This window comes from Weizmannia agrestimuris (genome assembly GCF_943193165.1).
In the GTDB taxonomy this organism is placed as follows: Bacteria; Bacillota; Bacilli; order Bacillales; family Bacillaceae_C; genus Weizmannia; species Weizmannia faecalis.
Map to the genome: position 1 here is coordinate 29859 of NZ_CALPDC010000014.1, position 26250 is coordinate 56108.

Consider the following 26250-nt stretch of genomic DNA (forward strand, 5'->3'; position numbering starts at 1 on the left):
ATTTCCGCCAAAATTTGACGGCCAAATTCTGCACATGTAATATAGTTTAGCATGTTTTCCGCCAGTTTGCAGGGTTTTTGTTAAAAATGAGGCAAACAGGATTCCTTATTCCCGCCGTTTTATGAAAAAGAGCGGCCTGTATACCAGGCGCGCTCTTTTTCATATTATTTTCCGATATGATTGCGGGCGAATTCGTTCAACGCCCCGGCTTTGTCCGTTTTTTCCCAAGGCACATCCAAATCATCGCGGCCGAAATGCCCGTACGCAGCGATCTGCCTGTAAATCGGACGGCGCAAGTCGAGCATTTTGATAATGCCGGCCGGGCGCAGGTCAAAATGAGCTTCGACCGCCTCGATCAGCACTTTTTCCGGCACTTTTCCGGTCCCAAACGTATCGATGGAAATAGAAACGGGCTTCGCCACCCCGATCGCATACGCAAGCTGTACCTCGCATTTTTCCGCAAGGCCTGCCGCAACAATATTTTTCGCAACATAGCGGGCGGCATAAGCAGCGGAACGGTCCACTTTCGTCGGGTCTTTCCCGGAAAATGCGCCGCCGCCGTGACGTGCATAGCCGCCGTACGTGTCGACAATGATTTTGCGGCCGGTCAGCCCCGCATCCCCTTGAGGGCCGCCGATAACAAAGCGGCCGGTCGGATTAATCAAATACTTTGTATCCGCATCGAGCAAGTGTGCCGGCACAACCGGTTCAATGACGTATTTTTTCATATCTTCCTGGATTTGTCCGGCGCTGATGTCAGGATCATGCTGCGTTGAAATGACAATCGTATCAATCCGGGCAGGCTGGTTGTTCTCGTCATATTCAACTGTCACCTGTGTCTTTGCATCCGGGCGCAAATACGGGATCACTTCTTGTTTGCGGAGTTCAGCAAGACGGCGGGCAAGCTTGTGGGCAAGCGAAATGGGAAGCGGCATCAGCTCTTCTGTCTCATTGCAGGCAAACCCGAACATCAGGCCCTGGTCGCCGGCTCCGATTGCCTCAATCTCTTCGTCGCTCATCCCGCCTTCGCGGGCTTCCAAAGCCTGGTTAACGCCGCGCGCAATATCTTCGGACTGTTCGTCAATCGATGTCAGCACCGCGCAGGTTTCCGCATCAAACCCGTATTTCGCGCGCGTATAGCCGATCTCTTTAATGGTCTTGCGCACCACTTTCGGAATATCCACATATGTATTGGTGGAAATTTCCCCCGTGACGAGCACAAGCCCTGTCGTGACGGAAGTTTCACAGGCAACGCGGGCATTCGGGTCTTTTTCTAAAATGGCATCCAAAATGGCATCGGAAATCTGGTCGCAAATTTTGTCCGGATGGCCTTCCGTCACCGATTCCGATGTGAACAAATGCCGTCCTTTTAACATCCGCTTTTCCTCCTTATATGGTTACATATTGGAAACGGTACTCATACCCTAAACTCGATTCATTTCATGTACAAAGCCAAAAATAAAAACCTTCCCCATTCATCATGAGTGGAAAGGTTTTGACTTCAATCAATCGCGCCTTTCACTCTTATCGTTCAAGGAAACATTCCTTGCTGCAGGTTAGCACCTTTGCCTGGAAGTCAAGCGGCAGCTGCGTTGCGAGCGCATTGCCTGTTCCAGAGGCGGGTTGCTGGGTTTCATCGGGCCCGTCCCTCCACCAGCTCGGGATAAGAGTATCCGTTCAAAGTAAAATCATACGCAATTTAGCAGGCGCTGTCAATGATTTTTTCGCCCTTCTCCCCTTTGTCCTCTGCATTTTTCCCGGAAAAAAGTATGTAATAAACGGATGAATATGTTATACTGATATCGTTTAAAGTGAAATAAGTTATTCAAAGGGGCGGTTTATGAAAATGGATCTGATTGGCGCTTCTGACGATTTAAAGTTTTTGTTGTCGGGGGAAAACGTACGCATGCAGCTTTCCGTGCCACAATTAATGGAAAAAATTATCGAACGGAAAGAAGCTGTACTGACAACGGAAGGGGCCATTTCTGCTGCAACAGGAAAATATACAGGAAGGTCACCGAAAGATAAATTTATTGTCGTCGACTCCGAATCAAAAGACCGTGTCGACTGGGGCAAAATCAACCAGCCGGTTTCTCCCGGCGTGTTCAACAGGCTTTATGAAAAAATGGTCCGGCATTTAAAAGGGAAAGACGAAATTTTTGTGTTTAAAGGTTTTGCGGGTGCCGATCCAAAAAGCCGCCTTCCGATCCAGACCGTGAATGAGTTCGCCTGGCATAATTTATTCGCGTATCAATTGTTTATCCGGCCGGATGCGGAGGAGCTCTATCAACACGATGCGCAATTTACGATTCTTTCCGCGCCGCTGTTTAAGGCAGACCCGGCGCTTGACGGCACGCATTCCGAAGCGTTCATCATGATTTCACTTGAACGCCGGATAATTTTGATCGGCGGGACGGAATATGCAGGCGAAATGAAAAAAAGCATTTTTTCCATCATGAATTACTTGCTGCCGCAAAAAGGCATCCTTCCCATGCACTGCTCCGCCAATACTGGGAAAAACGGCGATACGGCCCTGTTTTTCGGCTTGTCCGGGACCGGGAAAACGACGCTTTCCGCCGATCCGGAGCGCGCACTTATAGGGGACGATGAGCACGGCTGGTCCGACAGCGGTGTCTTCAATATTGAAGGCGGATGCTATGCAAAGTGCATCGGGCTTACGGAAGAAAAAGAACCACAAATTTACCAGGCGATCCGTTTTGGGACCGTACTTGAAAATGTGGTCGTAGATCCGGTGTCCCGCAAACCGCAATATGACAACAATGCACTGACGGAAAATACAAGGGCTGCTTACCCGATTGAAAACATCGGCAATATTGCCCGCTCCGGCATGGCCGGCCATCCGTCAACCATTATATTCCTGACGGCCGATGCATCCGGTGTCCTGCCGCCGATCAGCAGGCTGACAAAAGAGCAGGCCATGTACCATTTCTTAAGCGGTTACACTTCTAAACTGGCCGGTACCGAACGCGGCGTCACGCGCCCGGAAGCCGTGTTCTCCACTTGCTTCGGCGCGCCGTTCTTGCCGCTTGAGCCCGCCGTTTATGCGGAAATGCTCGGCGAGAAAGTTGACAGGCACAACGTCCAGGTATTTCTTGTCAATACCGGCTGGACAGGCGGCCCGTACGGAACCGGTTCCCGCATGAAATTAAGCGATACGCGGGCCATGGTCCGGGCTGCGATAAACGGCAAACTGAAAGATACCGAAACACGGCAGGATGATATTTTCGGGCTACACATCCCGGTTCATATTGAAGGGGTGTCAGATGACGTCCTTTATCCGGCAGATACATGGACGGACAAGCAGGCTTACCGTGAAAAAGCGTTCGAACTTGCAGCCCGGTTCAAAGAAAATTTCCGGCAATTTTCGGTGCCGGATGACATTGAAAAACTCGGCGGCCCGCTTATATAAGCATAAACGGGAGCCCGCATTTTAAATTAAAATGAGACTCCAATTAAATTGTGGTATGCTCATTTCTGTAAAAGCGGAAACGCTGCAGCAACCCAAAAGGTTACGGCGAGTACCAAGGGTCTGCTCATTTAAGCAAAAGCGGAAACCCAGTTAAAACCAGGTGCTTGTCTGGACGGCGCTGATTCCTTCCTGCACTGCCCATTGATGGTGGGCACCGGCCATTTTTTCCACAGCCTCGTGAAGGTTGAGCCATTCCAAGTTATGGCTTCCTTTGCGGGGCTGTTCCCATTTTCCTAAATAAAACAGGCCTTCATCCATGGACCGCGCGCCCGTTTCCTGTGCCGCTTTGCCTAAAAAGCCCGCGATTTCAAGTTCCGCGCCGACTGTCCGCATCAGGCAGGCAAGTTCAGACTCCCCGCGGCTGATTTCCCCACCCGGCAGCCTGTAGCCGCTGCCCGATGGCACCACCCCGACTTTTTCTTTTTTCGCATCAAAAATGACAGCATATGCGCCGCAAGCTTTTTTGTAGTCCGTTTCCATCTTTGGACTTCTCCTCCTTTTTCAAGCAAATGCGGAAGGCCGGCCCTTTACCTCAAGTATTCGATTCTGGCGGGAGTAGCTGCCAGCCTTTTTAAATCGCTGCGACCAGTTCTCTTTTCCAGTTTTAGAAGCCGGCCTCTCTTCCGATTAGTATTTTCAATCCTGCCCATTTCATCCCGAAGAACCAGGCTGGCGGCACACTTGCAAGACGTGTTGCGTTCGCCAATATTCCTGTCCACACCGGTCTAGGCCCAGTTGAAAAATTTTAGCAGTTCCATTCACCAATACTCCGGCACCACTCCCGCCGGATCCGTTCTTTCTCCGCGCTACCCGCAAGCTGGTTCAGTTCCGTTCACAAGGCATTGCCCTTTGGCCGAATTCCGGCGTTCTCCGCAAGACCAGCCAGGCATTACACTTGTAAAATTCCCTTCCGCCCGTCCTGATAAACTAAACAGGCGCCGCGGACCATGGTGCGGCGCCTGTTTAATTCGGCGTGTTCAAAGAAACCAATTCATAGTGAACGATCGTTGTATTGTTTTCCCATTCCAGTTTGCGGATGACAGCGCTTCCGCTCGGCCCGTGTTCCTTCTTTTTCCGGATTTCAACCGGCGTATCAAGCGGATACACGCAGTATCCCGGTTGTTTTAGCAAAAAGAGGTTTTGCTCAATACGCTCTTCTTTTCCGTTCGTCACGAGCATCGTATCGAGTTCCATCGGCATTCCCATTCGGCTCACCTCCGTCGTTGCTTCTATTGTATCATGTGCGGAATGCCTTTTCATCCAAACGCTGGCAGCATGGACAACCCGCCGGTTTACAGGCGGCGGGAAATGGTGGCCAAGTTCCGGGAAATACCATGTTTCAACCGATTTTCCAAGCTGTTTGAGACCGTGTTCGAGACGAATGGCGTGTTCCACGGACACATTTTGATCCTTCTCCCCGTGGATAACGAGAACGGGGCAACCAATTTGCCCGAGCTTATACAGTGGCGTCCGCACCCGGTACCGTTCCGGATATTTTTCCGGCGTGCCCCCGATCACGCGCTTCATCATTTTTCTTAAATCGACCCGTTCCGCATAACAGAGCGCAACATCCGAAACGCCGCCCCATGTGACAATAGACGCGGCCGGCCGTGCTTCCGCGGTGCCGAGTGCCATGATGCCGCCGCGGGAAAATCCGAAAACGTGGACACGCCCGCTCACCCGCTCATTCTCCATCAATACGTCAAAACCAAAATACGCATCATGCATATCGTCTCCGCCAAAGTCTTCATCGCCTTCCCCGCCCCAGTTGCCGCGGTAAAAAGGCGCGAAAACGATAAACCCTTCCGACGAAAACTCGCCGATCCGCGCCGGCCGCACCATCCCGACGCTTTTGATGCCGCCGCGTAAATATAAAAACCCGTCATAAACGCGCCCGTCATCCGGCTCTGCCAGCAACCCTTTCACTTTCAAGCCGTCCGACCAGTATGTCACAAGATACATGCGCACACGCGGATTTGGGGACGGAAAAAGCTGCTTTTCGATCACGGTCTTCAAATTGCATCACCTTTTCAGTGTTTCGTTTAATTGATCCGCTGCAAAGATTGCCTCTTTATCTTGTACAATATCGCCGGGTTTATTGCCTTCTCCAAGAATGTAACCGTCAAAACGCATGCCTAAAAAGTCAAAAATATATGCAAACTGCTGAATCAGCGGCAGCCCTTTGACACGCGGCATATCCCCGCCGACTGCAATCACATAAATTTTTTTCTCCGCCATTCTTTTTTTAAAATCCGGAAACTGCGGATCCCGCAACGTTTGCGACCAGCGATCGATGAAGTTTTTCATCAGCCCCGACATCCCGTACCAGTAAATCGGCGTTGCAAAGATAATCGTATCGCACATGAAAATATGCTGGATGAGAATGCTATAATCATCCTCCACTTTTGAAAACCCTGAATCCGTATGGCGCTTGTCTTCGATTGGAAGAATATGCGCATCTTTCAAATAGAAGCGCTCCACATGCATGCCTTCCACTGCCCGCTCTGTCAGCATCTCTGTATTGCCGCGCGGGCGCGAACTTCCGTAAATCACTGCAATCGTCATGGCTGTACCCTCTTTTATCCATTTACTTTTACTTTCTATGTTAGTATGTCGGCCGCAGCCTTCGCCTGTCAAGCAATTCGGATTCCAGCGATTTTCCAAAAAACTTTTAAAACCCGTCCAGTTTCAGTTAAAATAAAGGTATTGGAAAAAATTAAAAAAACGCTGAACTGTAAACCATTTTGAAGCAACAGGTTCATAAAAAGGAGATTGACTTTTAATGACCTATTATTTAGGCGTAGATATCGGTACAACAACAACAAAATCTGTTTTATTCGGCGAAAAAGGGAAAGTCATCAGCATGCACCATGCAGGCTATCCGCTTTACAGCCCATCCCCTCAGGTCGCCGAGCAAAATCCGGATGAAATTTTCCGTGCTGTCATTGACTCGATGAAAACAGCGATCGTAAAAAGCGACATTGATCCTTCCGAAATAAAACTTGTTTCGTTCAGTTCCGCGATGCACAGCTTGATTGCAGTGGACAAAGACGGAAAACCGCTAACCAACTGCATTACTTGGGCGGACGCACGCGCGGCAAAATGGGCGAAAAAAATAAAGGATGAATGGCACGGCCAGGACATTTACAGGCGGACCGGCACCCCTATCCATCCGATGTCCCCCCTTTCCAAAATCACATGGCTCCGCCACGAGGAACAGGAGCTGTTCAAAAAAACGTTCAAGTTTATCGGCATTAAAGAGTATATTTTTTACCGCTTTTTCGGGCAGTATGTCATCGATTATTCGCTTGCCTCTGCGACCGGCCTTTTTAACCTCCACGACCTGGACTGGGACAAAGATGCGCTACATGTGGCCGGCATTACAGCGGACAAGCTGTCAAAACCTGTGCCGACGACCTTTTCCCTCACCGGGCTTGCGCCGGAATATGCGGTCGAAACTGGCATTCCGCAAGACACGCCGTTTGTTGTCGGCGCAAGTGACGGGGTGCTTTCAAATCTCGGTGTGAATGCAATCGACCCCGGTGTTGTCGCGATCACGATCGGGACAAGCGGCGCGATCCGGACCGTTACCGACAAACCTGTGACCGATCCAAAGGGAAGGATTTTCTGCTATGCATTAACGGAAAACCACTGGGTCGTCGGCGGGCCGGTCAATAACGGCGGCATGACGTTCCGGTGGGTGCGCGATGAACTGGCCGCAGCCGAAGTCGAGACGGCAAAACGGCTCGGCATTGATCCGTATGAAGTGCTGACGAAAATTGCCGCCCGTGTTGCCCCGGGATCGGACGGACTCATCTTTCATCCGTACCTGGCCGGCGAGCGCGCGCCGATTTGGAACGCGGATGCAAGGGGCTCGTTTTTCGGCCTTGGCCTGCACCATAAACGCGAGCATATGGTCCGCGCCGTGCTGGAAGGCGTAATTTATAATCTCTATACGGTCATGCTGGCGCTTCAGGAAATGATCGGCATCCCGAAAAAAATCCAGGCGACCGGTGGCTTTGCCCGCTCCGATTTGTGGCGGCAAATGCTCGCTGATATTTTCAACCAGGAAGTCGTCGTGCCGGAAAGTTTTGAAAGCTCCTGCCTCGGGGCGATCGTCCTCGGCATGTACGCGCTCGACGAAATAGATGACTTCTCGGTTGTCTCCGACTGGATCGGCGCCACACACACCCATCGCCCGATTCCGGAAAACACTGCGGTATACGAAGAGATCCTTCCGATTTATATCCGGATCTCCCGCCTGCTTGAAGGGGAATACACCAACATTTCCGCTTTTCAGCGAAAATGGGTAAAATAACGCACGCGTAATGGTGAAAACAACAGACACGCATGGATTTGATAGGGCCGCCATTTGCTTTTGTTCATTCTGCAAATGGCGGCGTTTTTTGTAAAACTAGGCCGCCCACTTTGCGAGATCCAATTCGCAAATGGTGGTGTTTTCGCAAAAACAGTTCGTCCGCTTTGCCTTTAGAAAGACACAGTGCGGGAATGTATGGAAGACAACCATTCCGCTTTAAAATTTGCGAAGGACCTGGGTTGCAAATAGGGATTGCTGAATAAGCAAAATTCCTAGATTTAGCAAGAATGCTGACAGCTTTGGCATTTATAAAAAATGCAGGGAAAAGCTTGCACCTGAAACGCGCCCTATGTGAAGGAAGGCCGTCAATTTTACGCACTTTCTTAACGTAGACGCGCTCTATGTGAAGAAAGAGACTCGTTTTTGCTTTCTTCCTTAACGTAGACGCTCTCTATGTGAAGAAAGGCCTTCATTTTTCCGCGCTTCCTTAACGTAGACGCTCTCTATGTGACGGAAGACCTTCATTTTTCCACGCTTCCTTAACGTAGATGCACTCTATGTGAAGAAAGGATGTCAATTTTCCTCGCTTTCTTAACCTAGACGCCCTCTATGCCCCGGCATCCGGCTGGTCTCCAGTACTGTCATCGTTTTTATCATAAGCTCTCTTCTCTTCCCCTAACCCGGCAAAATAAATTTTTAATTGATTAGGCGTTCACACAATCAGCGCCCGCGGCATAGGCTGTAAAAAAGCCCAATGAGGAGGTTGCATGATGAAAAAGTGGCTCAAATCCGGATGCACGCTTCTACTTGCCGCATTGCTTGCATTCAGTTTAAGCGCGTGCGGCAGTACCGGTTCAAAGAAAAAAGCATTGCAGAAAGTACGGGTTGCCGAAGTGACACGCTCCGTCTTTTACACTCCGCTTTATGTCGCGCTTGAAAAAGGATATTTCAAAGAGGAAGGGCTTGATATTAAGCTGACCACCACATGGGGCGGGGATAAAACGATGACTGCCCTGCTTTCAGGGGGAACCGATATTGCGCTTGTCGGATCGGAAACGTCCATCTATGTATACAAACAAAAAGCGGCAGACCCGGTTATCAATTTCGCACAGCTGACGGCGACAGACGGAACATTTCTCGTCTCGCGCAAAAAAATCGACCATTTTTCGTGGGATATGCTGAAAGGCACCACTTTTCTCGGCCAAAGGAAAGGCGGAATGCCGCAAATGGTCGGCGAGTTTGTCCTGAAAAAGCACGGTATTGACCCGCACAAAGACACGAAGCTGATCCAAAACATCGATTTTGCCAATGTCGCTAATGCTTATGCATCCGGAACGGGGGATTTTGTCCAGCTGTTTGAACCGACCGCATCCACAATGGAAAAAGAAGGAAAGGGTTATATTGTGGCTTCTTTCGGCAAAGAGTCCGGCGAAGTGCCGTACACGACCTTCATGGCAAAACAAAGCTATTTGAAAGAGCATGAAAAAACAGCGGTGAAATTTGTCCGCGCCCTGCTAAAGGCCGGAAAATGGGTGCAAGAAACCGATGCGGAAACGGTCGCAAAAACGGTTCAGCCTTATTTTAAAGACACGAAAACTGATATGCTCGCCTCCTCCATTGAACGGTACCGCAGCCAGGGCTCGTTCAGTAGCGATATGATTTTAACCAAAAGCGGCTGGAACACGATCCAGGACATCATGAAAGAAGCCGGAGAACTCGACCATACTGTGCCGTACGACAAACTCGTCAACGCATCGATTGTGAAAAAGGCAAAATAACGGAAAGGGGGTGCGCCCCTCTTCAGGCGGGCAGCACATATGCATTTTTTGACCGTACAAAACGTCAATCACACCTATTTTACGGCAAAACAGGCCACAAAGGCGCTTGAAAACATTTCGTTTCAAATGGAAGAAGGCGAGTTTGTCTCGCTTTTGGGCCCGAGCGGCTGCGGAAAAACAACGCTGCTTTCGATTCTTGCAGGGCTTCTGCAACCGACTGCGGGGATTGTACAGATTGACGGCAAATTGCCAGGTTCCCGGCAATCTTCCATCGGCTATATGCTGCAGCAGGACTATTTGTTTCCGTGGAAAACAATTGAAGAAAACATCATGATCGGGCTGAAATTGGAAAAACGGCTGAATCCGGAGTCAAGAAAACATGCTCTCGGGCTTTTACAAACGATTGGCCTTGCCGGCACCGAAAAGCAATACCCGCGCCAACTTTCGGGAGGAATGCGGCAGCGGGCGGCACTTGTGCGGACGCTCGCGGTCGATCCGAAAATCCTGCTGCTGGATGAACCGTTTTCCGCCCTTGATTTTCAGACGAAGTTAAAACTGGAGGACCTGGTATTTGACACACTGAAGCAATTCCATAAAACAGCGGTGCTTGTCACGCACGATATCGGCGAAGCGATTGCGATGAGCGACCGGATCCTGCTGTTGGCATCAAAACCCGGCAGGCTCTATAAAATTTTTGACGTGCCAACAGAGCTGCGCCGCCTCCGCCCGTTTGAAGCGCGAAGCCAAAAAATTTATTCCGAACTTTTTAATGACATATGGAAGGAGCTGGAGTCCCTTGAAAACAGCTGAAAATACGGCGCTCCGGCATGAAGATTACCTCGCCGCAATGCGCAAAGAAAAACGCCGGGTTCGCTTTTTCCAGCTTTTCATTTTAATTGTCTTTTTCTGCCTATGGGAAGTGGCGAGCCGCCTGCATTGGATTGACCCGTTGATTTTCAGCTCCCCGTCCAAAGTGTGGGCGTTATTGGTGGCAAAGTTAGAAGACGGCTCGCTTTACGTCCATTTGGGAATCACCGTTTTTGAAACCGTCATGGGCTTTATCCTCGGGACTGTGCTCGGCGCGGCACTTGCCGCCGTTCTTTGGTGGTCGCCGTTTTTATCGAAGATTCTTGACCCGTATCTCGTCGTCCTGAACGCCATGCCGAAAGTAGCGCTCGGGCCGATTTTAATTGTCAGCATGGGCCCGGGATTTTCTTCTATTGTTGCCATGGGCGTCATTATCTCCGTCATTGTGACGACAATTGTGATTTATACGGCGTTCCGGGATGTCGACCCAAATTACACGAAAGTGCTGCACTCGTTCGGCGCCTCCCGTTTGCAAGTGTTCCGGGAAGCCATTTTTCCGGCATCGATTCCTGTGATCATTTCCACGCTGAAAGTCAATGTCGGGCTTGCATGGGTTGGAGTCATTGTCGGCGAGTATCTCGTATCTTCAAAAGGGCTCGGCTACATGATCATCTATGGTTTCCAGGTGTTTAATTTTACGCTCGTCATGCTTTCGATGATCCTGATTGCCATTGTGGCAACCATTATGTACCAGCTTGTCGGGTGGCTGGAGAAAAAGCTGGTAAAAGACAGATGAGGCAGGTAAGCTGTTCTGGTATAGCATCTTAGCGTAGACGCGCTCTATATGAAGGAAGCGGCCATTTTTGCCGACGTATCTTAATGTAGACGCGCTCTATGTTAAGGAACTCCTTCTTTTTTGTTTGCTTCCTTAACGTAGACGCACCCTATGTTAAGATACGCCTTCTTTTTTCCATGCTTCCTTAATGTAGACGTGCTCTATGTTAAGGAACTACGTCTTTTTTTCACGCTTCCTTAACGTAGACGCATCCTATGTTAAGAAACATTTTCTTTTTTTCACGCTTCCTTAACGTAGACGCATCCTATGTTAAGATACGCCTTCTTTTTTCCATGCTTCCTTAACGTAGATGCACTCTATGTTAAGATACGCCTTCATTTTTCCACGCTTCCTTAATGTAGACGCGCTCTATGTTAAGATACGCCTTCATTTTTCCACGCTTCCTTAATGTAGACGCGCTCTATGTTAAGGAACTCCTTCATTTTTCCACGCTTCCTTAACGTAGACGCGCTCTATGTTAAGGAACTCCTTCTTATTTCCATGCTTTCTTAACATAGACTCCCCCTATGTTAAGAAACACCTTCTTTTTTCCATGCTTCCTTAACGTAGACGCGCTCTATGTTAAGGAACTACGTCTTTTTTGCTCGCTTCCTTAACATAAACGTGCCCTATGTTAAGGAACATCTTCTTTTTTTCACGCTTCCTTAACATAGACGCGCCTTATGTGAAGATACGGATACCTTCACCGAGATTCACGCTATGTTAAAAAAGGCCCCAATCCCCCCGGAATCTTAACGTTTGCGAGGTTTCAGTTTAACCCGAGAAACTCCCTGCTGCTTTTTCTTATTATTCGACGTGTCTGAGCGCTGTTTCGACAACCCCGTCTTTCATGAGAAAACTGAATGACGGGGACTGCAATTTTTCAACAAGATCCCCTTCCATAAGTACAGGCCCATCCGTTTCCAAATAGTCTTGTTTGGATTCAAGCCGGCCGATGTCCGCGTAAAAAACCGCCTTCACAAACGGCCCGCGCACCTGATCATCGACGCAGTATTCCCCGATATATTGAAGGTTTTCCGGAATGCCGCCCGTTTCTTCATACAGCTCGCGTTCAGCCGCTTCCCGGACCGTTTCGCCTGCTTCCCTTTTTCCGCCGGGAAACTCGAGCCCCCGCTTCGGATGCCTTGTCAAAAGCCAGTTTCCACGGTACCGGGCGAGCACGAGCACATGCTGCGGCTCTATAGGAAAAGCATTTTTTTCAAAAATAAATGTAACTGGATTGCCGTTCAAATCTGTAAACCGATACATCAAATCCCTCCTGTTCTTCATTATACGGCAAGCGGGTGCAAAAATTGGCGAAATTTTTCTTGAAACCCGTTGCATTTTTCGAGGTACATCGCGTGAAAATAATCATAAAATGTTTAGAAAGGCCCCATTGCGGATAGTGAATAAGAAATGAATAAAGGAGGAGACGGCATGAGGCTAGTCGATGAATTGTTTGAGCTGTACCGGGACCGGCTGACGGGGGACGAAGAAGACTTGGACGCCATTTCTGCAGCGGTCGTCGAAAATTACAACCGGAAAGACCTGCTTGGGATTGTGCGCGAAATGAGCACGGCCGAACTGGAACATTTTATCGGATTATACATACTGGAGACACTGAAAGATAAATTTTCCGATTATGCAGGCTTTGACGCTTACCCGACAACAAAATATTTGCAGTAATAAAGGCTGTTCCGCTTTGGCGGGACAGCCTTTTGGCAGGGGCAGGCCAATTTCGCGCCCCCGCTTTTTAATTACCGTCTTCCAAGAAAGGCATTCAGCATCCAAATGTTTTTATCGAGTGTTTCTTGGATATTGATAAACATGTCGGCGGTTGCATCGTCGCCAATCCTGTTGGCCAGCCCGATCGCTTCCTCCAGTTCTTTCCCGATCATTGCAAAGTCGTTGGCAGTCGCCTGTACCATTTCCTCCGTGCTTTCATTGCCGCTTGCTTCCTGTACCGATGACAATTCAAGGCTTCCTTTCAATGTCGCCACCGGATTGCCGTTTAAAGCGAGAAGACGTTCAGCCAGTTCATCGAGATAGTCATTTGCAAGATTGTACAATTCTTCAAATTTGGCGTGAAGGCTTAAAAAGTTCGATCCTTTCACATACCAATGGTAGTTGTGCAATTTTGTATAAAGCACTGTCCAATTGGCAACCTGCTTATTTAAGATTTCCATCAATTGTTCGTTTTCTGCCATGTTTCATCAACCTCCTGCTTTGTTTGTACCCTTTTCCTGGGCCTTCAAACACCCAATCATATGTTGCACATCTTTTTTGAAAACATGCTAAAATAAACGAAGAAAGGGGCAGATCGATGCTGAAGTTCATTTTTATTAAGCTGATCCGTTTTTATCAACTTGCGATTTCCCCGCTGTTTCCGCCAAGCTGCCGGTTTCAGCCGACCTGCTCGAATTACGGGCTTGAAGCGGTAAAACGGTTCGGCGCACTCCGTGGCGGCTACCTGGCAATCAGAAGAATTTTAAAATGCCACCCATTCCACGCCGGCGGGTATGACCCCGTTCCGGACCAGTGGCCGGTGAAAAAACATTGAACACCATTCGGTTGCTACTCCGCCGTACCGGTGAAAAAGCAACCCCTCCCTCGTATACGTTTCCCATTTCCGGAAAACGCTACAGGTGGAGGTGTTTTTTTATGGAAGAGAAAAAAGAGCAGCAAAAAAAGAGCGGCGATTTCGGCGCTGATCCCGACGAACAGGCCATAAACGGCGATTACGGTATGCTTGAAACCGAAGAAGAAGACAAAAAAGATTAAGGGGCAGCATTTGCTGTCCCTTAAAAATTTTTCTTGCCATATGAAGCGGAGTTTAGTAATATATTTTTTGTGAGTAAATCGTAATCATTACGAATTAAAAAAAGAAAGGAATCGTCCGCTTTGAAAAAACTTTTTCCCGTACTGCTCGCTTTTACCATGCTGTTTGTTACGGCATGTGCAAACAAACAGGAAAGCAAGCAGGATCATAAAATTTCGGTTTATACCACCGTCTATCCACTGGAATATGTTACACAGCAAATCGGCGGGAAGTATGTGTCGGTTAAAACGATTTATCCGCCGGGCACGGATGAACATACATACGAACCGTCACAGAAAGATATCCTGAAGCTCGCTGATTCCGACTTTTTCTTTTACATCGGGCTCGGGCTTGAAGGTTTTGCGAACAAGGCAAAGCAAGTGCTCGAAGGCCAAAATGTGAAAATGATGGCGCTCGGGAACCGGCTTCCTATTCCGGATAAAACAAGTACGAAGGCCGATCCGCATGTCTGGCTCGACCCAATTTACGTCAAGCAAATGGCCGGCATGATTACAACACAACTTTCGAAAAAAATGCCGAAGCAAAAAGCGTATTTCAAGAAAAATTACGATCAGCTGGCAAAGAAACTGGACCGGGTCAATGCGGCATACAAACAGGCGGTAGAAAAGTCGGACAACAAAGAACTTGTCGTTTCCCATGCGGCATACGGCTACTGGGTAAAACGATATGGCATCAAACAAATTCCGATTGCTGGGCTCTCCACTTCGGATGAACCGTCGCAAAAACAGTTGGAAAACATCATCCAGAAAGTAAAACGAGACCATATTTCCTACATCGTATTTGAAAAAAATGTGCCTTCCAAAATTGCGAAAGTGGTCCAACAGGAAACGAATACAAAAGCGGTTTACATCCACCATCTTGGCGTCCGAACGAACGAAGAAATCAAAGCGCATAAAGATTACTTTACTTTGATGGACGACAATTTAAAAGCATTGGAAAAAGCTTTACAGTAATGGTTTGCCGCACGCTGCAAAAACTAGAAACGTACGACATGTTTTAAGGGAGGGTGTCCGACATGGCAAAAGATGTGTTATGCGAAGTCAGGAACTGTGTGTTCTGGGAGGAAGGCAATCTTTGTTCTGCCGAAGAAATTTACATCGTGAGCCATACAGGAACCCAGGCTGAAAACCAGCGGGAAACCGATTGTAAAACGTTTGAATCGATGTTTTCATGAAAATTGGCGTGAAGGGCAATTTCATTTATAAGACATTTGAATGAAAAAAGCCTCGAGCGTCAGCCGTGTAGGCTAATTTCATTTGTAAAATCGAAACTCAAGTGACGTTTGAATCGATGTTTTCACGAAAAAACATCGATTGTCTAGGCGTGAAGGCTGATTTTATTAGTAAAATCGATGTTTTATGAAGAATCAAGCGTGATTTCACTTATAGGACGTTTGATCTGATGTTTTCACGAAAAACATCGTTTGTCCCGGCGTGAAATCGAAACTCGAGCGTGATTTCACTTATAAGACATTTGATTCGATGTTTTCATGAAAAAACTGCCGTCTTGTGCGGCAGTTTTTTCATATCGTTTCGGTATATGTCCGGATTTTTTCCACATAGGCGCGGTCGATCTCAAACCCGGTTCCCGGTCTGTCCGGCAGGCGGATTTGTCCGTTTTCCACCGTGATTTCCGGCTCAATAATATCTTTTTCCCAGAACCGGCTGGATGAAGAAATATCGCCCGGAATCGTAAAGCCCGGCAAAGAGGCGAGCGCGAGGTTAAAGGCGCGCGATACGCCAAATTCGATCATGCCGCCGCACCAGACCGGAATGCCACGGGAAGCACAAAGGTCATGCAGCCGGATCGCCGGATAAAGCCCGCCGACCCGCCCAATTTTAATATTGAGCACCCGGAAGCTGCCGAGCCGGAGCGCGCTTTCCGCATCATGGTATGTTACGATGCTTTCATCCAGACAAACCGGCGTCTCCAGCTGCTTTTGCAATGCCGCGTGCTCCACAATATCATCGGCGGCAAGCGGCTGTTCAATCATCAGGAGCCCGTACCGGTCGAGCCTTTTCAAATCCGGCGCGTCCGCCAGCGTGTAAGCGGAGTTCGCATCTGCCATTAGCGCGAGATCAGGAAATGCATGCCGGATTTCGCGGATAAACGCTTCATCATGGCCGGGCTTGATTTTGACTTTCACCCTTTTATAACCTTCATCAACAAATGCCGCGATTTGCCGGAGCGCTTCCGCTGTATCATGGCTGCCGACCGCAACGCCGGCATCTACATAGTCCCGCGCACCCCCGATTAACTGCCAAAGCGGCTTTTGCTTTTTTTTCGCATACAAATCCCATATAGCCGTTTCGATTGCTGCTTTTGCCATATGATTGCGCCGGACGGATTGGAACCGGCCGCTCACTTCTTTTGGGTGTGCAACCGGCTTTTCCCGAAGAAGCGGGACGAGTACATCTTTCAGCATGTGAAAGCATGTCTGCACCGTCTCTTCTGTATACCAGGGGGTTGAAAATGCAACAGCTTCCCCGAAACCGGTCACCCCGTCATTGTCTGTCACCTCAAGCAGGATCGCTTCCCGCTCCGTTACTTTTTCGAGCGCATTTTCAAATGGAGACTTAAGCGGCATTTTGATCACAGAAAGCGTTACTTTTTCAATCCCGATCATGACGGCAGCAGCTCCAGCAGTTTCCTGCGCACCAACTTATTCGATGCATTCCGCGGCAGCGCGGGAACGGCATACACTTTTTTCGGGATTTTAAATTTTGCGAGCCGCGTTTCGCAAAAAGCCTGCAGCTCCCTTTCCTGGACTGCCCTTTTTGTGACAATAAACGCAGCCGGCACCTGGCCCCATTTCTCATCCTCCACGCCGATAACCCCGGCTTCAAGAATATCCGGATGGGCAAGGAGCACCTCTTCAATTTCAGCGGGATAAATATTTTCGCCGCCGGAGATGATCAGATCGGAGCGCCGGTCCAGTACGTATAAAAAGCCTTCATCATCCAGATAACCAATATCGCCGGTGAAAAACCAGCCGTCCCGGAAACTTTTCTGGTTTGCATCCGGGCGGTTCAGATAACCGATTGTCACGTTCGGACCTTTTACCGCAATTTCTCCGTGCTCAAACGGACCGCACACTTTGCCATCGGAAACGATCCGGATTTGCGCTGGGAATAACGGTTTCCCCGCTGACCCGATTTTTCGCAGGCTGTCTTCAGGCGCAAGCGTCACGGTTTGCGAAGCCGTTTCGGTCATGCCGTATGACTGGAAAACCGGGATATTCTTTTCAGCACACGCTTCAAGCAGCGGGCGCGGCGCCGGCCCCCCGCCGAGCAGGAGACAGCGGAAGTTCGGATGAAGGCGCTCTTGCCCGAGTTCACGAAGCAAACGCTGCAGCATGTTGGTCACAACCGACATCGTTGTAATGCGGCCGGACTTCAGCAGTTTGGCCGTCTCTTTTTCATCGAATTTTTCCATTAAATAAACCGTCATACCATAAAAAACAGAGCGCATCAGGATCGAAAAACCGCTGATATGAAAAAGCGGCACTGCGCACAGCCACGTATCGTCTTCCCGCACGCCGAGATTGAGCGCAGAACCGGCGGCGCTCCACCAGTGGTTGCCGTATGTTTGCAGGACGCCTTTTGGTTTGCCGGTTGTGCCCGATGTGTACATGATCGAGCAAACATCCTCGAGTCCAAACTCCACACGTTCTTCGTATCCTGCAGCCGGCAAACCGTCAAGCGCTTCGCTTTGGATCACTGTTGCTGTTTCGTTTAACACTTCTGCTTTTTCCCGGAACGATTTTTCTGTAATCAGCCATTTCGCCCCGCTGTCGGTGAGCTGGTACTGCATTTCCGCCGGTGTTAAACGGTGGTTAAGAAAAAGGGTGCGGACACGGAGCTGCTGCAGCGCATGGAGAATGACCACCGTTTCCGCGCGGCTGTTTAAAAGGACCGCTGCCGTATCTTCCGCCTGCATGCCGCAGCCGGACAGCTTCCGTGCCGTTTCTTTCGCCTTTTCGTACAGCCCGGCAAACGTCAGGCTTGTACCTTGACTGATGAGCGCAATCCGGTTCGGCGTTAAATACGCACGCTGTTTTAAAAAATTGGGTAGCATAACATCACCTGATAAAAATCTATTTTGAACATGCCACTTTTGCTTTTTCAACAGGACAGGTTATCCCTGTCCAATGCAAAATCGTCTTTTAAAAGCGCCTTAAAGGACATTACGGGCTTCTTTACTTGCGGAATTGTCCTTTTGAACCTCTTTAAAGGACAATTTGTGCTTTGTTTCTCCCTGAAATGTCCTTTTGAATCCCTGTAAAGGACAGTTTACGCTTCGTTTCTACCTGAATTGTCCTTTTGAAACATGCTAAAAGACAGTTCTACCTTTGTCACTTGTCGAAATGTCCTTTTGAACCCTTCTAAAGGACATTTTGCTTTTTGTCTCTCCCGGAATTGTCCTTTTGGAACACGCTAAAAGACAGTTTGACCTTTGTCACTTGCCGAAATGTCCTTTTGAACCCCTGTAAAGAACAATTTGCTCTTCGTCTTTCCCCGAATTGTCCTTTTGGAATCTAAAAGACAGTTCTACCTTTGTCATTTGCCGAAATGTCCTTTTGAACCTCTCTAAAGGACATTTTGCTTTTTGTCTCTCCCTGAATTGTCCTTTTGGAACACGCTAAAAGACAGTTCTACCTTTGTCACTTGCCGAAATGTCCCTTTGAACCCCTCTAAAGAACAATTTGCTCTTCGTCTTTCCCCGAATTGTCCTTTTGGAACACACTAAAAGACAGTTCTACCTTTGTCACTTGTCGAAATGTCCTTTTGAACCCTTCTAAAGGACATTTTGCTTTTTATCTCTCACGGAATTGTCCTTTTGGAACACGCTAAAAGACAGTTCTACCTTTGTCACTTGCCGAAAAGTCCCTTTGAACCCCTCTAAAGAACAATTTGCTTTTTGCCTCTCCCGGAATTGTCCTTTTGGAACACGCTAAAAGACAGTTCTACCTTTGTCACTTGCCAAAATGTCCTTTTGAACCTCTCTGAAGGACAATTTGCGCTTTGTCTTTCCCTGAATTGTCCTTTTGAACCCCTGTAAAAGAACAATTTGCACTTCGTCTTTCCCTAAATTATCCTTTTGAACCTCTAAAGGACAATTTGCGCTTTGTCACTAGTCAAAACGTCTCTTTGAACCACGCTAAGGAACATCTCAGCCACTTGCAGAATTGCCTTTTTGAATCATGGACCACATAGCAAAAATTTCCCCGTGAAAAAATTCAGGCTGCCTCAGTTGAGACAGCCCATTTTCCAATCACGGGAAACGCGGGAATTGACCGAAGTCCGGTTTGCGTTTTTCCTTGAATGCATCGCGGCCTTCTTTTGCTTCGTCCGTTGTGTAATACAAAAGGGTTGCATCGCCCGCAAATTGCTGGAGGCCGGCAAGCCCGTCCGTATCAGCATTAAACGCGGCTTTCAGGAAACGGATCGCCATTGGGCTTTTCTCAAGGATTTCCTCCGCCCATTTGATCGTTTCTTCTTCCAATTTTTCGTACGGCACGACTGCGTTGACAAGCCCCATTTCTAACGCTTCCTGCGCATTGTACTGGCGACACAGATACCAGATTTCACGCGCTTTTTTATGACCGACGATCCTTGCAAGATAACCTGCGCCATAACCACCGTCGAAGCTGCCAACTTTAGGACCGGTCTGGCCGAAAATGGCATTGTCGGCCGCAATCGTCAAATCACAAACCACATGCAGCACATGCCCGCCGCCGATCGCATAGCCTGCTACCATGGCGATGACCGGTTTCGGGATCACACGGATCAAATGCTGCAAATCAAGCACGTTCAGGCGCGGAATATTGTCGCTGCCAACATAACCGCCATTGCCGCGCACTTTTTGGTCGCCACCGGAACAAAATGCCTTTTCCCCCATACCGGTTAAAATAATGACCCCGATATTGGCGTCATCGCGCGCCCGGGAAAACGCATCATACATCTCGGTTACCGTTTCCGGCCGGAAAGCATTGCGCACATGGGGACGGTTAATCGTAATCTTGGCAATGCCGTTATAGGATTCGTATAAAATATCTTCATACTCATGCTCAGTTTTCCATTCAACTGCCATGATGATTCCTCCTTTTTATGTACATTTTACGACAATTTATCAACAATTTTTTAAAAATCCCTTTACCATTGTACCAAATTTTTTCGGATCTTCCACATGAATTGCATGGCCGGCATGCGAAAAAATGATTTTTTTGGCATGCGGGAGCCGCTCCTCCATCTCTCCAGCAATCCGGCAAAACTTGGCATCCCATTCGCCCGCTGCAAGTAAGACGGGGAAATGAAGTTCAGAAAGTCTTCCCCACCATGATGGCTGCGCGCCTGTCCCCATGCCGCGCAGGCTGTTCGCCAAACCAGCCGGGTCATTTTCAAGGCGCTGTTTGCGGATTTTCCCCCGCACTTCAGCCGGCAGCTGTTTTTGTGATGCAAACAGCGGGAGATTTTCCCAATGACTGACAAATGCTTCCATGCCTCCGGTCAAAATCCGTTCCGCTAGCTGTTCATCCCGCTCTCGTCGCGCCAGCCGTTCCGCTTCCGTTTTCAAACCGGGAGATGCGCTTTCCAGTACAAGTTTGTCCACCATTTGCGGATACTGGACGGCAAACGTAAGCGCCAGCCGCCCGCCCATCGAATAGCCGAGAATAGACGCCCGCCGGATGCCAAGCGCCAGAAGCACCGCACGCAAATCAGCAGCGGCTTTTGTAATGTCATAGCGGTCGGAATCATCCGGTTTTTCGGTTTTGCCGTGGCCGATGATATCCACCACAATACAGCGGAATTCGTCCCGCAACAGGGCAACCGTATCATCCCAGGTATTACCATTTCCGGTAAAACCGTGAAGCAGCAGCAACGGTTCTCCGTCGCCCGCCGTTTCTACATGATATTCCAAACCGTTGATTCTCATTGTTGCTCACCTTGAAAATAACGTTCCATTTCCCGGGAAACTTGTGACCAGATTTTCCGGTGGGTTTCGACATTTTTCGCCCGGTTTGTCCGCACTTCAATCACTTGCAGCCCGCCTTTATATTCGGAAAGCGCCGCCCGGAATTGATCCCAGTTTTGCGGCTGAATGTAGCTCCCGCCATACATTTTAACCGCATATTCAAACGCGAGGTCCGTCGGCGTGCCGAACAGCTGCTCAAATTTCTCCGGTTCATCCGCCTGGGGCAGGAAAGAAAAAATGCCCCCGCCATTATTATTGATCAAAATCACACAAAGATTGAGCTTGTGCATTTTCGTCATCAGCAGCCCGTTTAAATCATGGAAAAAGGACAAGTCGCCGATCAGCAAAAAGGCTTTGCCGCATCCCGCGCTCACGCCGGCTGCACTGGACACAACGCCGTCAATGCCGTTCGCGCCCCGGTTTGCCAGAATGCGGATCTTTTTATCTGTTGCCTGAAAAAATGTATCGACATCCCGGATCGGCATGCTGTTGCCGACAAAAAGGGTACTGCCGTCCGGCAAAGCAGCAGCAAGTTCGGTTACCGTTTTTCCTTCATCAAAGGTTTCTTCCGCCTCCAGCGAAGCCGTAACAATCTGCCGCGCCTGTTGATTCAATTTTTCCCACATGGTGAACCATTCCGAAACCGGGTTCATTACAATTATATTTGACAATTTTTTACAGAAATCAATTTCATCCGAATAAACAACCGTTGTCCCCCGCTTCACGGGATCGCGCCAGCCGTTTCCGCCGTCAACGATATAATGGGCAGCTGTTTTTACTTTTTTTAGCAAAAGGGTCAGCGGTTTGGAAACGGGCATGGCACCGAAGCGAATCACAACATCCGGTGCAAGGCGGTCGGCCCATTTCGGATCTTTTAGTAAGGAATCATAATTTTCAATGATCCTTTCTTTCCCGTGCCGGCCGCTTCGCAGTTGTGACAGCGGATCGGCCAGCACCGGGTAACCCGTTTTTTCGCTGAGCGCCACAACCGCCTCCGCAAAGCCGGGAATATCAATCGGCCCGCAAATGATCAGGCCGCGGTTCTTTTCCCGGATCTCTTTTGCCACGACTTCAACCGTTTCTTCTGAAAGTTGCAGGGTGCCGGAAAAATTTTCAATTGCCGGCACCGGTACTTCGCCGGCAAAAGGAGACGGCTTAAGAACCGGAACAAGCGGCTCGCGCAACGGAAAATTAAGATGCACGGGGCCCGCCGGCTGCTGTAGTGCCGTCACGACTGCCCTGGCCGCCGTCTGCCGGACAAATTGAAGCACTTCTTCTCCTGCTTCCGGAAGCGGCATCTCCTCAAACCATTTGACATGGGTGCCGTACAGCCGGATCTGGTCAATGGCCTGCGGGGCACCGACATTGCGCAGTTCATGCGGCCGGTCTGCCGTCAGCACAATAAGCGGCACGCGTGAAATATTGGCTTCCGCAACCGCCGGATAATAGTTGGCGGCAGCTGTGCCAGACGTACATAAAAGCACAACCGGTTTGCGTTTTTCTTTTGCAAGCCCGAGCGCAAAAAAAGCGGCTGACCGTTCATCAATATCCATGTAAATTTTAAAATCCGGATGTTCCGCTAACAACATCGCAATCGGCGTCGACCTTGACCCGGGGCTTACCACCGCATAGCGGATCCCCATCGCGGACAACTGCCGGATAAAAGCTGCCAAATAAGTTGTCATGATCTCCTGGTGTTCCACTCTATTTGCCTCCTAAAGCACGCAGCATTGGGGTAAATTTGACGCTTGTTTCTTTATATTCTTCTTCAGGTTCCGATTCCTTGACGACACCGCATCCGGCATAAAGGGATGCATGATCCTCCTTTAATAGTCCGGAGCGGATGCCGACGCAAAATTCGCCGCTTCCCCTGTAATCCACCCAGCCGATCGGCGCACCGTATAAACCGCGGTCCATTTTTTCAAGAAGCCGGATTGCTTCCATGGCCGGCTGCCGCGGAATACCGCCAAGTGCTGGCGTCGGATGGAGCGCTTTGACCAATTGAAAAAGGGTGGTGTCCTTGTCCTTCACTGTCCCGGTAACCGGGGTGTAAAGATGCTGGATATCGCGCATCCGCATCAACACAGGCGCATCCGGCACATTCAGCCCGTTGCAAAAAGGTTCAAGCACCTGCCGAATCATGGATACGACAAAACCATGCTCGCTTAAATTTTTCTGATCCGAAAGCAGCGCTTTTCCAAGTTCCAAATCCTCCGCCTCATTGCGGCCGCGTTTGATCGAACCGGCAAGACACGTCGATAAAATATGCCGGCCCGTTTTTTTCACCAGCCTTTCCGGCGAAGCCCCGATAAAACTTTCACTGCCTTCTTCCAGCACAAATAAATAGCTGTCATGCTGCTGGGCGGAAAGCGCCGCAAGCACCGCATCCGGGCTCGCCACACCGTCAAAAGCAAGTTCCAGTTTTCTTGCCAGGACAACTTTGTCCATTCTCCCTTCCCGGATAAACTCCACGGCTGTTGCGACACTTTTTTTCCATTCGTCCGAACCGATTTCCTTTACAGCTTTTAAAAGCGGAAGTGCAGGGAAAGCTGTACTGCCGTTTAAAAGGCTTCGCGCGGTTTCCTCCGCTTCCTGCACGCTCTCTGTTCCGCCGCATCCGTTTACCGTAAGAAAGACGGCATCTTTTTTAAACGTGAAAAGAATTTGCGGCACGCGGAAAATGCCTTGGCCAAATGTTTTCCATTCCTGCTTTGCAACCGTCCCGTCAAACGCAAAACCGCCGAAAAGCACAGGCCCTGTTCCCGTTTCACCGGTATCCGAATAAACTTCGCCCGCCCCCTTCAAATTTCGCCATTCGTCTTCCATTTGGGCAAAACCGTCAGAGGCTGTGACCGTACAGGACCATACGCGGCCAAAACCGACAAATACGGTTTCGCGATCGGCATCCTGCCAGAAAAACCGGCTGCCGTAAAAACGCGCGGCACCCGCTGTAAAAAGGCGGAGCGGATCCGGTGCAGTGCGGCATTTTATGACTTTGCTTACCAGTTTTAATGCCGGCGCCGTTTTTTCTTTCATTAATATATCCTCATTAGCCAAAAGATCTCCTCCAAACCTCTCTTGCTTTTTGCCGGGCCATCTATCACAGTTTTCATATGAAAACTTAACATTTTTATGAACATACCTCATCTATTATATAAAATTTGCCGGTTAAATTCAGCAAAACGGCTTAAAATAAGATTGCCAACCAAATACATTGACACATGGGCCTGATTTCCCTAAACTTTAAATGTACTAATTTCGCCATATTTATATAAGAATAGCATAAAAGGAGAGTAAGAAGATGAATGCGCAATCTTCTCCATCAATCGGCCCTGACAAAGGCTGGCGGATCTGGTGGCAATTAACACGGCCCCATACTTTAACGGCCGGTTTTGTGCCTGTCATTCTCGGGACAGTACTGGCTTTAGGCATTGCCCGCATCAATCTGCTGCTGTTTGCTGCAATGCTGGTTGCAACCCTGTTAATTCAGGCAGCAACCAATATGTTTAATGAATATTACGATTACAAACGCGGCCTTGATACCGAGCATTCCGTCGGGATCGGCGGGGCAATCGTCAGAAACGGCATCAAACCGAAAACGGTGCTCCACCTCGCCTTTGCTTTTTTCGGCGCAGCCATGCTGATCGGCGTTTACATTTGCTCGCAAAGTTCCTGGTGGATCGCTGTAATCGGCACTGTCTGCATGCTTGTTGCTTATCTTTACACTGCAGGGCCTTTTCCAATTTCATCGACGCCGCTTGGCGAACTGATTTCCGGCTTTTTTATGGGTGTAATTATTATATTAATATCGTTTTTTATCCAGACAAAAACGATCACATGGCCGATTGTATTTATTTCGATTCCGATTATGATTTTAATCGGTGCCATTATGCTGTCGAATAATATCCGCGATCTGGACGGCGATAAAGCAAATGGCAGAAAAACAATCGCCATTCTGCTCGGCCGGAAAGGAGCCATCCTGCTTCTGGCCGCAATGTTTGCCCTTTCCTATCTCTGGATGGCCGGGCTCGTTTTGTTCGGTGTTGTAACCCCGTGGGTATTGCTCGTTTTTGTCAGCACACCGAAACCGGTCCGGGCCATTAAAGGCTTTATTGGAAAAAGTGAACCGTTGCAAATGCTGCCTGCCATGAAAGCAACCGCACAGACAAACACCATTTTCGGGGTGCTTTTATCCATCAGCTTTTTGATCGATCATTTTATTTAAAAACAAACGGCGGAGTGTTGCACTCCGCCGTTTGTTTTTGCGTTTTTTCGGTCCCGGCGCCTTGGGAGATGTAAAGGGGGTTGAGATGTAAAAAAAACGCAAAAAAAAGCTGCTCCGGCATTTTCCGGAACAGCTTCGTGACCAGTATGACCCGTACGGGATTCGAACCCGTGTTACCGCCGTGAAAGGGCGGTGTCTTAACCGCTTGACCAACGGGCCGGAAATGGCGGAGAAGGAGGGATTTGAACCCTCGCGCCGCTAATCGCGACCTACACCCTTAGCAGGGGCGCCTCTTCAGCCACTTGAGTACTTCTCCATATGGCTCCGCAGGTAGGATTCGAACCTACGACCGATCGGTTAACAGCCGATTGCTCTACCACTGAGCTACTGCGGAATATATGGGCCTAAATGGACTTGAACCATCGACCTCACGCTTATCAGGCGTGCGCTCTAACCAGCTGAGCTATAGGCCCAAAGTGGAGCGGGTGATGGGAATCGAACCCACGACAACAGCTTGGAAGGCTGTGGTTTTACCACTAAACTACACCCGCAGCAAAGGGCGGATGATGGGAATCGAACCCATGAATGCCGGAGCCACAATCCGGTGCGTTAACCACTTCGCCACAACCGCCATATATTTTTCATTGAAACCAATGGTGGCTCGGGACGGAATCGAACCGCCGACACAAGGATTTTCAGTCCTTTGCTCTACCGACTGAGCTACCGAGCCAAAACAAGCGGTCCCGACGGGAATCGAACCCGCGATCTCCTGCGTGACAGGCAGGCGTGATAACCGCTACACCACGGGACCAATTGCGGGGGCAGGATTTGAACCTGCGACCTTCGGGTTATGAGCCCGACGAGCTACCAGACTGCTCCACCCCGCGATGATAAAATAATGAAATGGCGGAGGAAGAGGGATTCGAACCCCCGCGCGGTGTAACCCGCCTGTCGGTTTTCAAGACCGATCCCTTCAGCCAGAC

General features: G+C 49.3%; 23 protein-coding genes, 9 tRNA genes and 1 riboswitch. Of the genes, 11 read left to right on the top strand and 21 right to left on the bottom strand.

What is annotated here, in order from left to right; genetic code table 11:
• Positions 1–164: 164 nt before the first annotated feature.
• Entirely contained in the window at positions 165–1376 is a 1212-nt protein-coding gene (metK, locus tag NFR98_RS07715) for a methionine adenosyltransferase (protein WP_251459898.1), read from the bottom strand.
• Positions 1377–1521: 145 nt separating this feature from the next.
• Positions 1522–1670, bottom strand: a riboswitch (SAM riboswitch).
• A gap of 170 nt (positions 1671–1840) precedes the next feature.
• Here metK and pckA point away from each other — a divergent pair.
• Positions 1841–3430, top strand: coding sequence for a phosphoenolpyruvate carboxykinase (ATP) (gene pckA / locus NFR98_RS07720; RefSeq protein WP_251459900.1), 1590 nt, complete (start codon positions 1841–1843; stop codon positions 3428–3430).
• Positions 3431–3580: 150 nt separating this feature from the next.
• Here pckA and NFR98_RS07725 read toward each other — a convergent pair whose 3' ends face one another.
• The 3 genes from NFR98_RS07725 to NFR98_RS07735 form a co-directional block, all read right to left on the bottom strand.
• Complete coding sequence (locus NFR98_RS07725) at positions 3581–3970, bottom strand: NUDIX hydrolase (protein ID WP_014097652.1); 390 nt, start codon at positions 3968–3970, stop codon at positions 3581–3583.
• Between the two features lie 483 nt (positions 3971–4453).
• Positions 4454–5497, bottom strand: coding sequence for a DUF2584 family protein (locus NFR98_RS07730; RefSeq protein WP_225620990.1), 1044 nt, complete (start codon positions 5495–5497; stop codon positions 4454–4456).
• Between the two features lie 15 nt (positions 5498–5512).
• A complete protein-coding gene (locus NFR98_RS07735) occupies positions 5513–6055 on the bottom strand; it encodes a flavodoxin family protein (protein ID WP_251459902.1) in 543 nt (180 codons plus the stop codon).
• Positions 6056–6272: 217 nt separating this feature from the next.
• On the opposite strand from NFR98_RS07735, the gene gntK reads away from it, so the two are divergent.
• The 4 genes from gntK to NFR98_RS07755 all read left to right on the top strand — a co-directional run bounded on the left by gntK (position 6273) and on the right by NFR98_RS07755 (position 11189).
• Positions 6273–7808, top strand: a complete 1536-nt coding sequence (gntK, locus tag NFR98_RS07740; RefSeq protein ID WP_251459904.1) for a gluconokinase — start codon at positions 6273–6275, stop codon at positions 7806–7808.
• A 770-nt stretch (positions 7809–8578) separates the two neighbouring features.
• The gene (locus NFR98_RS07745) at positions 8579–9586 is read left to right on the top strand and encodes an ABC transporter substrate-binding protein (RefSeq protein ID WP_026683697.1); all 1008 of its coding nucleotides are present in this window, start codon (positions 8579–8581) and stop codon (positions 9584–9586) included.
• Between the two features lie 39 nt (positions 9587–9625).
• The gene (locus NFR98_RS07750) at positions 9626–10396 is read left to right on the top strand and encodes an ABC transporter ATP-binding protein (RefSeq protein WP_014097647.1); all 771 of its coding nucleotides are present in this window, start codon (positions 9626–9628) and stop codon (positions 10394–10396) included.
• Entirely contained in the window at positions 10383–11189 is an 807-nt protein-coding gene (locus NFR98_RS07755; protein ID WP_017551856.1) for an ABC transporter permease, read from the top strand. The genes NFR98_RS07750 and NFR98_RS07755 overlap by 14 nt, the downstream gene beginning before the upstream one ends.
• Positions 11190–12035: 846 nt before the next feature.
• Here the strand turns inward: NFR98_RS07755 and ytkD are convergent.
• Positions 12036–12497: an RNA deprotection pyrophosphohydrolase gene (ytkD, locus tag NFR98_RS07760; RefSeq protein WP_026683696.1), complete on the bottom strand. Its 462-nt coding sequence runs from the start codon at positions 12495–12497 to the stop codon at positions 12036–12038.
• Positions 12498–12665: 168 nt separating this feature from the next.
• On the opposite strand from ytkD, the gene NFR98_RS07765 reads away from it, so the two are divergent.
• Complete coding sequence (locus NFR98_RS07765) at positions 12666–12914, top strand: DUF6154 family protein (protein ID WP_013860030.1); 249 nt, start codon at positions 12666–12668, stop codon at positions 12912–12914.
• A 71-nt stretch (positions 12915–12985) separates the two neighbouring features.
• Here the strand turns inward: NFR98_RS07765 and NFR98_RS07770 are convergent, their stop codons facing one another.
• The gene (locus NFR98_RS07770) at positions 12986–13435 is read right to left on the bottom strand and encodes a Dps family protein (protein WP_026683695.1); all 450 of its coding nucleotides are present in this window, start codon (positions 13433–13435) and stop codon (positions 12986–12988) included.
• A 116-nt stretch (positions 13436–13551) separates the two neighbouring features.
• Here NFR98_RS07770 and yidD point away from each other — a divergent pair, with 116 nt between their 5' ends.
• The 4 genes from yidD (at position 13552) to NFR98_RS07790 (ending at position 15241) form a co-directional block, all read left to right on the top strand.
• Positions 13552–13788, top strand: coding sequence for a membrane protein insertion efficiency factor YidD (yidD, locus tag NFR98_RS07775; RefSeq protein ID WP_013860032.1), 237 nt, complete (start codon positions 13552–13554; stop codon positions 13786–13788).
• A gap of 101 nt (positions 13789–13889) precedes the next feature.
• On the top strand, positions 13890–14009 hold the full coding sequence (locus NFR98_RS07780) for a DUF4021 domain-containing protein (RefSeq protein WP_014097643.1): 120 nt from the start codon (positions 13890–13892) through the stop codon (positions 14007–14009).
• Positions 14010–14129: 120 nt separating this feature from the next.
• Positions 14130–15020: a metal ABC transporter solute-binding protein, Zn/Mn family gene (locus NFR98_RS07785; RefSeq protein WP_026683694.1), complete on the top strand. Its 891-nt coding sequence runs from the start codon at positions 14130–14132 to the stop codon at positions 15018–15020.
• Between the two features lie 62 nt (positions 15021–15082).
• Positions 15083–15241, top strand: a complete 159-nt coding sequence (locus tag NFR98_RS07790; RefSeq protein ID WP_014097641.1) for a DUF1540 domain-containing protein — start codon at positions 15083–15085, stop codon at positions 15239–15241.
• Positions 15242–15589: 348 nt separating this feature from the next.
• On the opposite strand, the gene menC is transcribed toward NFR98_RS07790, so the two are convergent.
• From menC to NFR98_RS07820, 6 genes are all read right to left on the bottom strand, one after another.
• Complete coding sequence (gene menC, locus NFR98_RS07795) at positions 15590–16693, bottom strand: o-succinylbenzoate synthase (protein ID WP_026683693.1); 1104 nt, start codon at positions 16691–16693, stop codon at positions 15590–15592.
• Positions 16690–18144 (bottom strand): o-succinylbenzoate--CoA ligase, encoded by a 1455-nt coding sequence (locus NFR98_RS07800; protein WP_014097639.1) that lies wholly within the window; start codon positions 18142–18144, stop codon positions 16690–16692. Before NFR98_RS07800 ends, menC begins: the two co-directional genes overlap by 4 nt.
• A 1197-nt stretch (positions 18145–19341) precedes the next feature.
• Entirely contained in the window at positions 19342–20160 is an 819-nt protein-coding gene (menB, locus tag NFR98_RS07805) for a 1,4-dihydroxy-2-naphthoyl-CoA synthase (RefSeq protein WP_026684902.1), read from the bottom strand.
• Positions 20161–20199: 39 nt separating this feature from the next.
• Positions 20200–21003: a 2-succinyl-6-hydroxy-2,4-cyclohexadiene-1-carboxylate synthase gene (gene menH, locus NFR98_RS07810; protein ID WP_014097637.1), complete on the bottom strand. Its 804-nt coding sequence runs from the start codon at positions 21001–21003 to the stop codon at positions 20200–20202.
• On the bottom strand, positions 21000–22745 hold the full coding sequence (gene menD / locus NFR98_RS07815) for a 2-succinyl-5-enolpyruvyl-6-hydroxy-3-cyclohexene-1-carboxylic-acid synthase (RefSeq protein WP_014097636.1): 1746 nt from the start codon (positions 22743–22745) through the stop codon (positions 21000–21002). The genes menH and menD overlap by 4 nt, the downstream gene beginning before the upstream one ends.
• 1 nt (position 22746) lies before the next feature.
• Complete coding sequence (locus NFR98_RS07820) at positions 22747–24078, bottom strand: isochorismate synthase (protein WP_017551861.1); 1332 nt, start codon at positions 24076–24078, stop codon at positions 22747–22749.
• Between the two features lie 265 nt (positions 24079–24343).
• Here NFR98_RS07820 and NFR98_RS07825 point away from each other — a divergent pair, with 265 nt between their 5' ends.
• Entirely contained in the window at positions 24344–25267 is a 924-nt protein-coding gene (locus NFR98_RS07825) for a 1,4-dihydroxy-2-naphthoate polyprenyltransferase (protein ID WP_014097634.1), read from the top strand.
• 147 nt (positions 25268–25414) lie between these two features.
• Here the strand turns inward: NFR98_RS07825 and NFR98_RS07830 are convergent.
• From NFR98_RS07830 to NFR98_RS07870, 9 genes are all read right to left on the bottom strand, one after another.
• Positions 25415–25486 (bottom strand) — tRNA-Glu (locus tag NFR98_RS07830).
• Positions 25487–25491: 5 nt separating this feature from the next.
• Positions 25492–25583: transfer RNA gene (locus NFR98_RS07835), tRNA-Ser, on the bottom strand.
• Positions 25584–25586: 3 nt separating this feature from the next.
• Positions 25587–25661, bottom strand: a tRNA-Asn gene (locus NFR98_RS07840).
• A gap of 5 nt (positions 25662–25666) precedes the next feature.
• Positions 25667–25740: transfer RNA gene (locus NFR98_RS07845), tRNA-Ile, on the bottom strand.
• Positions 25741–25744: 4 nt separating this feature from the next.
• A tRNA-Gly gene (locus NFR98_RS07850) sits at positions 25745–25818 on the bottom strand.
• Between the two features lie 7 nt (positions 25819–25825).
• A tRNA-His gene (locus NFR98_RS07855) sits at positions 25826–25898 on the bottom strand.
• A gap of 23 nt (positions 25899–25921) precedes the next feature.
• A tRNA-Phe gene (locus NFR98_RS07860) sits at positions 25922–25997 on the bottom strand.
• An 8-nt stretch (positions 25998–26005) separates the two neighbouring features.
• Positions 26006–26078, bottom strand: a tRNA-Asp gene (locus NFR98_RS07865).
• Positions 26079–26080: 2 nt separating this feature from the next.
• Positions 26081–26154, bottom strand: a tRNA-Met gene (locus NFR98_RS07870).
• Positions 26155–26250: the final 96 nt, after the last annotated feature.

What these genes read in the sequence shown, in the direction of transcription:
- metK (WP_251459898.1), bottom strand. Translation starts at nt 1,376, where the DNA reads ATGTTAAAAGGACGGCATTTGTTCACATCGGAATCGGTGACGGAAGGC.
- pckA (WP_251459900.1), top strand. Translation starts at nt 1,841, where the DNA reads ATGAAAATGGATCTGATTGGCGCTTCTGACGATTTAAAGTTTTTGTTG.
- NFR98_RS07725 (WP_014097652.1), bottom strand. Translation starts at nt 3,970, where the DNA reads ATGGAAACGGACTACAAAAAAGCTTGCGGCGCATATGCTGTCATTTTT.
- NFR98_RS07735 (WP_251459902.1), bottom strand. Translation starts at nt 6,055, where the DNA reads ATGACGATTGCAGTGATTTACGGAAGTTCGCGCCCGCGCGGCAATACA.
- gntK (WP_251459904.1), top strand. Translation starts at nt 6,273, where the DNA reads ATGACCTATTATTTAGGCGTAGATATCGGTACAACAACAACAAAATCT.
- NFR98_RS07745 (WP_026683697.1), top strand. Translation starts at nt 8,579, where the DNA reads ATGAAAAAGTGGCTCAAATCCGGATGCACGCTTCTACTTGCCGCATTG.
- NFR98_RS07750 (WP_014097647.1), top strand. Translation starts at nt 9,626, where the DNA reads ATGCATTTTTTGACCGTACAAAACGTCAATCACACCTATTTTACGGCA.
- ytkD (WP_026683696.1), bottom strand. Translation starts at nt 12,497, where the DNA reads ATGTATCGGTTTACAGATTTGAACGGCAATCCAGTTACATTTATTTTT.
- NFR98_RS07765 (WP_013860030.1), top strand. Translation starts at nt 12,666, where the DNA reads ATGAGGCTAGTCGATGAATTGTTTGAGCTGTACCGGGACCGGCTGACG.
- NFR98_RS07770 (WP_026683695.1), bottom strand. Translation starts at nt 13,435, where the DNA reads ATGGCAGAAAACGAACAATTGATGGAAATCTTAAATAAGCAGGTTGCC.
- yidD (WP_013860032.1), top strand. Translation starts at nt 13,552, where the DNA reads ATGCTGAAGTTCATTTTTATTAAGCTGATCCGTTTTTATCAACTTGCG.
- NFR98_RS07780 (WP_014097643.1), top strand. Translation starts at nt 13,890, where the DNA reads ATGGAAGAGAAAAAAGAGCAGCAAAAAAAGAGCGGCGATTTCGGCGCT.
- NFR98_RS07790 (WP_014097641.1), top strand. Translation starts at nt 15,083, where the DNA reads ATGGCAAAAGATGTGTTATGCGAAGTCAGGAACTGTGTGTTCTGGGAG.
- menC (WP_026683693.1), bottom strand. Translation starts at nt 16,693, where the DNA reads ATGATCGGGATTGAAAAAGTAACGCTTTCTGTGATCAAAATGCCGCTT.
- NFR98_RS07800 (WP_014097639.1), bottom strand. Translation starts at nt 18,144, where the DNA reads ATGCTACCCAATTTTTTAAAACAGCGTGCGTATTTAACGCCGAACCGG.
- menB (WP_026684902.1), bottom strand. Translation starts at nt 20,160, where the DNA reads ATGGCAGTTGAATGGAAAACTGAGCATGAGTATGAAGATATTTTATAC.
- menH (WP_014097637.1), bottom strand. Translation starts at nt 21,003, where the DNA reads ATGAGAATCAACGGTTTGGAATATCATGTAGAAACGGCGGGCGACGGA.
- NFR98_RS07820 (WP_017551861.1), bottom strand. Translation starts at nt 24,078, where the DNA reads ATGAAAGAAAAAACGGCGCCGGCATTAAAACTGGTAAGCAAAGTCATA.
- NFR98_RS07825 (WP_014097634.1), top strand. Translation starts at nt 24,344, where the DNA reads ATGAATGCGCAATCTTCTCCATCAATCGGCCCTGACAAAGGCTGGCGG.